Source organism: Streptomyces sp. NPDC024632 (assembly GCF_055559175.1).
Genome location: NZ_JBVHLD010000008.1, coordinates 215746 through 221772, shown reverse-complemented (window position 1 = coordinate 221772; position 6027 = coordinate 215746). Strand labels below are relative to the sequence as shown.

Sequence of the window (6027 nt, the reverse complement as noted above, 5' to 3'; positions counted from 1 at the left end):
CCCCCTCCCCCCCCCCCCCCCCCCCCCCCCCACCCCCTCCCCCCCCCCCCCCCCACCCACCCCCCCCCCCCCCCCCCCCCCCCCCCCCCCCGCCGTGCGTAGCGGACACATTGCGCCGCCGCACGGCTGATTCTTGGTGTGGACATGACTAAATCCTGGGACTAGGGTGCGACTTGGTCTAGACCTGGATCGGTGTGGTCTTGTGCCGCACGGGCAGGTCCGGGCCGCGTACGACCGTAGACATCCGCGGAACTCCCCCACGTTCTCAAGGAGTACGCCATGCGCAAGAAGATCAGTGCGGCCGTGATCGGGCTCGGCGTCGCCGGTTCGTTCGTGCTCGCCACCGGAAGCGCCAGCAGTCACGGCTACATCAGCACCCCGCCCAGCCGCCAGGCGCTGTGCGCCGCCGGGACCGTCACGAACTGCGGCGACATCCAGTACGAGCCGCAGAGCGTCGAGGGCCCCAAGGGCTTCCCGGCCGGCGGTCCCGCCGACGGCAAGATCTGCAGCGGCGCCAACAGCCGCTTCGCCCAGCTCGACGACCCGCGCAACGGCGGCTGGCCCGCCACGCACGTGACGGGCGGTCAGAGCTACACCTTCACCTGGAAGTTGACCGCCCGGCACTCGACGACCGACTTCTCGTACTACCTGACCAAGGCCGGGTACGACCCGAAGAAGCCGCTCACCCGGGCGATGCTCAACACCACGCCCTTCCTGAAGATCCCCTACAACGGCTCCCAGCCGCCCGCCACCGTCGTCCACCAGGGCACGATCCCCAGCGGGCTGAGCGGCAAGCAGCTCATCGTCGGCGTCTGGACCATCGCGGACACCGCGAACGCCTTCTACTCCTGCGCCGACGTGCAGTTCTGACGCACCGTCCGGGGCCGCCGCCGTCCTGCCCCGCTGACGGCGCGTCACCGTAACGCCCGGCGTGGGCAGCCGCACCCGCGCCGCCGCGTAGGGCAGTGTCGAAGCCGGAACCGGGCCGTTCGGACGCCCGGACGGCGCGCGACACGACGACGGAGGCGGCAGCGGGATGCGGACACGACGGGGACGGCGACTGACGCGGGGCCTCGGCCCGAGGCGGGCGCGCGGCGGAGTGCTCGCCGCGGCGGCCCTCACGGCTGCGGCGGCGCTCGCCGGAACGGGAGCGGGCGCGGCGACGGCGACGGCGGCGCCCGGCGACGGGGTACGGGATTCGGCCTTCGCCCCGGTGCCGGACGTTTCCGCTGCCGCGCCCGCGCCCGGCGGCCCCGACCTGCCGGTGTGGCGCAGCCGCCGCGCGGCCGGGCCCGAGCGGGACGAGGAACTGCGCGCCGTGGCGGCCCGCGACTCGCTCGACGCGTGGTCGGTCGGCTACCGCGAGGACCCGTCGGGCGTGAACGTCCCCGTCGCCGAGCGGTTCGACGGCGCCCGGTGGAACGCCACCGGCCCGCTCGCCCACCGGCCGTCCGGCGGCGCGGCGGCGAACGGCAAGCTCGACGCCGTACTGCCGCTGTCCGCCCGTGACGTCTGGGCCGTCGGCTCCTGGAACGACGCCGCGGCGTTCCAGGACCGCTCGCTGGCCGAGCACTTCGACGGCCGCCGCTGGCAGGAGGTCCCGCTGCCCGCGGAGGCCGCCGACCGGTCGGCGTACCCGTCGGCGCTCGCGGGCACCGGCCCGGACGACCTCTGGACGGTCGGCGTCACCGCGCAGGACCGGATCGGCGCGCCGCGCCCGCTGGCGTACCACTGGAACGGGCGCGCCTGGTCGTCGGTCGCCACCCCGGAGCCTGGCGGCGACGCGCTGCTGTCGGGTGCGGCGGCCGACGGCGACGGTCGTGTCTGGGCCGTCGGCGTCGTCTACGACGCGCGGGGCGAGGGCCGCCCGCTCGTCGAGCGCTGGGACGGCGCGGCCTGGCTGATCGTGCCGACGCCGCACACCGCCGGCCGCGGCGAGTCGCTGGAGAGCGTCGCCGTGCTCGGCCCCGACGACGTGTGGGCGGTCGGCGGGAGCAGCACGCCGGACGGCACGAACTCCCCGCTGACCCTGCACTGGGACGGGCGTACGTGGACGGAGGTCGCGGGGCCCGCCGTCCACGCGGACCTGCACGGCGTCACCGCGTACGGCGAGCACGGCCTGCTCGCCGTCGGCGAGCAACAGGGCGTGGCCACACCGGCGTTCACCATGCGCTGGGACGGCGCGGCCTGGCACGCCGAGCCCGCGGCGACCGACGCGGCGGGCCAGGGTGCCTCGCTCTTCGGCGTGGCCGCCGTGCCGCACCCGCTGCCCGGCACACCCACCGCGTGGGCGGTCGGCTCGACCCTTCCCCAGTTCCAGCCGACCTGGCGGCCGATCGTCCAGGGCTACGGCGGGGTGCCGGTGCGCTGAGCGGCAGGGGCCGCCTCCGGCGCGGGACGGCCCCCTTGCTGGCCGGCTCCTCAGGTACGGCCCGTGGTCCAGGCGCCGGTTGATCGAGGCCCGGGTGTGATTGAGGTCCGAGGTGGTCGAGGTCCGAGGTGGTCGAAGCCTGGGCTGGTCGAGGCTCGGGTGTGTTCGAGGCCCGAGCCCTGGCTGGTCGAGGTCCGAGGCGGTCGGGGTCCGGGTTAATGGAGTGGTCCGGCAGACGGCCTGCGGCGATGATGCCGGGATGGAACGTGACTTCGACGCGCTGGTGGCGGAGGCCGACTCGGTGTCGGTCGACGGGTGGGACTTCTCCTGGCTGGACGGGCGGGCGACCGAGCAGCGGCCGTCGTGGGGGTATCAGCGGCGGATGGGCGAGCGTCTCGGCCGGGCGTCGGCCGCGCTCGACATCCAGACCGGCGGCGGCGAAGTGCTCGCCGGGGTGCCCGCGCTGCCGCCGCTGATGGCCGCGACCGAGTCGTGGCCGCCGAATGTGGCCAAGGCGACCGCGCTGCTGCACCCGCGCGGCGCGGTCGTCGTCGCGGACACGGACGAGCCCCCGCTGCCCTTCGCCGACGAGGCGTTCGACCTGGTGACCAGCCGCCACCCCGTGACGGTGTGGTGGGACGAGATCGCGCGCGTCCTGCGCCCCGGCGGCACGTACTTCTCCCAACAGGTCGGCCCGGCCAGCGCGTTCGAACTCGTGGAGTTCTTCCTCGGAGAGCAGCCCGACGCGGTGCGCGGCGCGCGCCACCCCGACCTGGCGCGTGCGGGCGCCGCCGCGGCCGGACTCGAGGTGGTCGACCTGCGCGCCGAGTCGCTGCGGATGGAATTCCACGACATCGGCGCGGTCGTCTACTACCTGCGCAAGGTCATCTGGATGGTCCCCGGCTTCACGGTCGCCGAGCACCGCGACACCCTGCGCGCCCTGCACGAACACATCACGTCCGAGGGGTCGTTCACGGCCACGGTGACCCGCTTCCTCATCGAGGCGCGGAAGGCGGCCTGACGCCGGGACCGCCCCCCCCCGCGACGCCCGCCGCGGTTACGCGCGGGGCCGGTCGGTGTGGAAGGTGCCGAACGCCCCGTCGTGGTGGACCAGCGGCGAGTCCGCGCCGGGACCTCCCGCGTCCTCCACATGGCCGACCACGAGGAAGTGGTCGCCGACGTCGTGGACGTGCACGGTACGGGCGGTCAGCCAGGCCGGCACCCCGGACAGCAGCGGCAGCCCGCCCGTGTCCGGTGTCCAGTCCACCCCGGCGAACCGGTCCACTCCACTGCGCGCGAAGCCCCGCGCCAGGTCCTCCTGGTCGGACCCGAGCAGATGCACCGCGAAACGGTCGGCCGACCTGACGGCGCCCGCCGTGGACGCCGTGGTGGACAAGTAGAAGGACACCAGGGCCGGTTCGAGGGATGCCGAGGTGAAGGACGTCGCGGTGAATCCCGCGGGACCCGGCACGGTCACGACGGTCACCGCCGTCGCCTGCCGCCGCAGCGTACGCCGCAGCAGATCGGCCGGACGTACCGCTCCGGCGGCGGAACGGGTGTGATCCACGGGTGAGTTGGTGGCAGCGGCGAGCGACGGGGTCGCGGTCATGACGGGCGGTCCTTCCGGGTCGGATGCCAGGGGAGTGGCCGGACCCCTTACGGGGCCCGGCACATGGCGGGGCGTCAGGGCGCGGCGACCGGGGTCACCGTGAGGATCGGCGGGAGCGAGGGAGCGATACGCAGCCGCTCCAGCCACTGGACGACGAGGGCGGCGACACTGCGGTGCTGGATGTCGTTGAGCACGTCGTGCCTGCCGTCCGTCACCGTGGCCAGGGTCGCCGCGGGCAGCCGCGCGGCCAGGGAGTGGGCGACGGACGGCGCGGAGACCGGGTCGGCCGCGCCGTGCAGCACGAGGGCCGGGAACGGGAGCCCGGCTGTGAGCGCCGCGTCGGCGGCCTCGGCCAGCGCGCCGGGGACGGGGGCGGCGAGGGCGCCGGCGACGAACAGCGGGTCGGCGTCCAGCCGCCCCCGGTGCGTCGGGCACGCCGTGCGTACGGCCAGCTCGTCGTCCCACCCGGCCGCCGCGCCCGGTTCCGGCGCCCCGGCGAGCAGCAGCGCGTCCGGTGCGACGCCCGTACGCCCCGCGGCTGCCAGCGCGTGCAGGGCCCCGCTGTCGGAACCGGCCAGCACCAGCGGCCTGGCCGCGCCCGCCGCGATCGCTTCGACGGCGCCCGCGACCGGCTCGGGATCGCCGTCCTCGGGCACGTCGAGTACGTGGACGACATACGCGTCGGCCGCCAGCCGTCGGCCGAACCGCTCGTACACGCCCGGGTGTTCACCGCGCCCGGGGAGCAGGACGACGGTGCCGCGGTGCGCCAGGCCCGCGGCCGGGTACCAGTCCGCGACCGGCGCGGCCTCCTCCGCCGGGCTCGGGACTCGCGGGTGCACCGGGTCGCCGGTGGCCTCGGCGAGGCCGACCGGGGCGCTCATCGGGCACCGCTCACGGCGGCGACCGCGGGAGCGGAGCCGGACACGCCCGTCGCGTCCGCGTCGCGCCGGGCCACCTCGGCCCGGACCAACGGCAGCAGGTCACGGCCGTAGTCGATCACGTCGTCCAGCGGGTCGTAGCCGCGGATCAGCAGCGTGGTGACGCCGATGTCCACGTAGTCCAGCAGCGCCTGGGCGACGGTCTCCGGCGTGCCGACCAGGGCGGTCGAATTGCCCGCCGCCCCGGTCGCCTTGGCGGTGGGGGTCCACAGCGCGCGGTCGTGCAGCTCCCCCTTGGCCGCGGCGGCGAGCAGCCGCTGCGAGCCGGTGTTCTGCGGCTGGGCGTCCGGGCCGACCGGCAGGGTCGTGCGGCGGCTGCCGACGAACGACCCCGCCGCGCCGCGGGAGTTGATGGTGTCCAGGATGCGGTGCGCGCGGTCCCACGCCTCCTCCTCGGTACGGCCGAGGATCGGCCGGAAGGAGACGCTGATCCGCGGCGGCTCGGTGCGGCCCGCCGCCTCGGCCGCGGCCCGCACGGACGCGATCTGCTCCGCCGTCTCCGCCAGCGGTTCGCCCCACAGCGCGAAGACGTCGGCGTGCTTGCCGCCGACCCGGTAGGCCGCCTCGGACGAGCCGCCGAAGTACAGCGGGATGCGGGGCTCGGTGACCGGGCGCACCTCGGAGAGGTAGTCCTCATAGTGGTAGAAGCGGCCCTCGTGGCTGACCGGTTCCGTGCTGGTCCAGGCGGACTTGAGGATGCCGATGTACTCGTCGGTCCGCGCGTAGCGGTCGTCCTTGCCGAGGTGGTCGCCGTCCCTGCGCTGCTCGGCGTCGTGCCCGCCGGTGATGATGTGCACCGCGGTGCGCCCGCCGGAGAACTGGTCGAGGGTGGCGAAGGTCCTGGCCGCAAGGGTCGGGGCGACGAAGCCGGGGCGGTGCGCCACCAACAGGCCCAACCGCTCGGTGTGCGCGGCGACATGGGCGGCGACCTGCGTACCGTCGGGGCTGCCGGAGCCGTAGCCGATCAGGACGCGGTCGAAGCCCGCCTCCTCGTGGGCGAGGGCGAACCGCCGCGTGTAGTCGGGGTCGACGACCGGCCCGGACGGAGGACGGACCTCGGAGACGTCGCGGGTGCCGATCATGCCGATGAACTCAACAGGCATGGCTGC

6 protein-coding genes are annotated in these 6027 nt (G+C 75.3%); 3 read left to right on the top strand and 3 right to left on the bottom strand.

From position 1 onward, the window contains the following. Window positions 1-279: 279 nt before the first annotated feature. From ACZ37P_RS19055 to ACZ37P_RS19045, 3 genes are all read left to right on the top strand, one after another. Complete coding sequence (locus tag ACZ37P_RS19055; protein WP_355350307.1) at window positions 280-870, top strand: lytic polysaccharide monooxygenase auxiliary activity family 9 protein; 591 nt, start codon at window positions 280-282, stop codon at window positions 868-870. A gap of 166 nt (window positions 871-1036) precedes the next feature. After that, the gene (locus ACZ37P_RS19050; RefSeq protein ID WP_467347585.1) at window positions 1037-2371 is read left to right on the top strand and encodes a hypothetical protein; all 1335 of its coding nucleotides are present in this window, start codon (window positions 1037-1039) and stop codon (window positions 2369-2371) included. Window positions 2372-2630: 259 nt separating this feature from the next. Next, window positions 2631-3392 (top strand): class I SAM-dependent methyltransferase, encoded by a 762-nt coding sequence (locus tag ACZ37P_RS19045; RefSeq protein ID WP_401854251.1) that lies wholly within the window; start codon window positions 2631-2633, stop codon window positions 3390-3392. Window positions 3393-3428: 36 nt separating this feature from the next. On the opposite strand, the gene ACZ37P_RS19040 is transcribed toward ACZ37P_RS19045, so the two are convergent. The 3 genes from ACZ37P_RS19040 to ACZ37P_RS19030 all read right to left on the bottom strand — a co-directional run bounded on the left by ACZ37P_RS19040 (window position 3429) and on the right by ACZ37P_RS19030 (window position 6021). Beyond that, on the bottom strand, window positions 3429-3980 hold the full coding sequence (locus tag ACZ37P_RS19040) for a flavin reductase family protein (RefSeq protein ID WP_355345797.1): 552 nt from the start codon (window positions 3978-3980) through the stop codon (window positions 3429-3431). A 74-nt stretch (window positions 3981-4054) separates the two neighbouring features. Then, window positions 4055-4861, bottom strand: a complete 807-nt coding sequence (locus ACZ37P_RS19035) for an alpha/beta hydrolase (RefSeq protein ID WP_355345800.1) — start codon at window positions 4859-4861, stop codon at window positions 4055-4057. Further along, a complete protein-coding gene (locus ACZ37P_RS19030; protein ID WP_467347582.1) occupies window positions 4858-6021 on the bottom strand; it encodes an LLM class flavin-dependent oxidoreductase in 1164 nt (387 codons plus the stop codon). Before ACZ37P_RS19030 ends, ACZ37P_RS19035 begins: the two co-directional genes overlap by 4 nt. Window positions 6022-6027 lie beyond the last annotated feature (6 nt).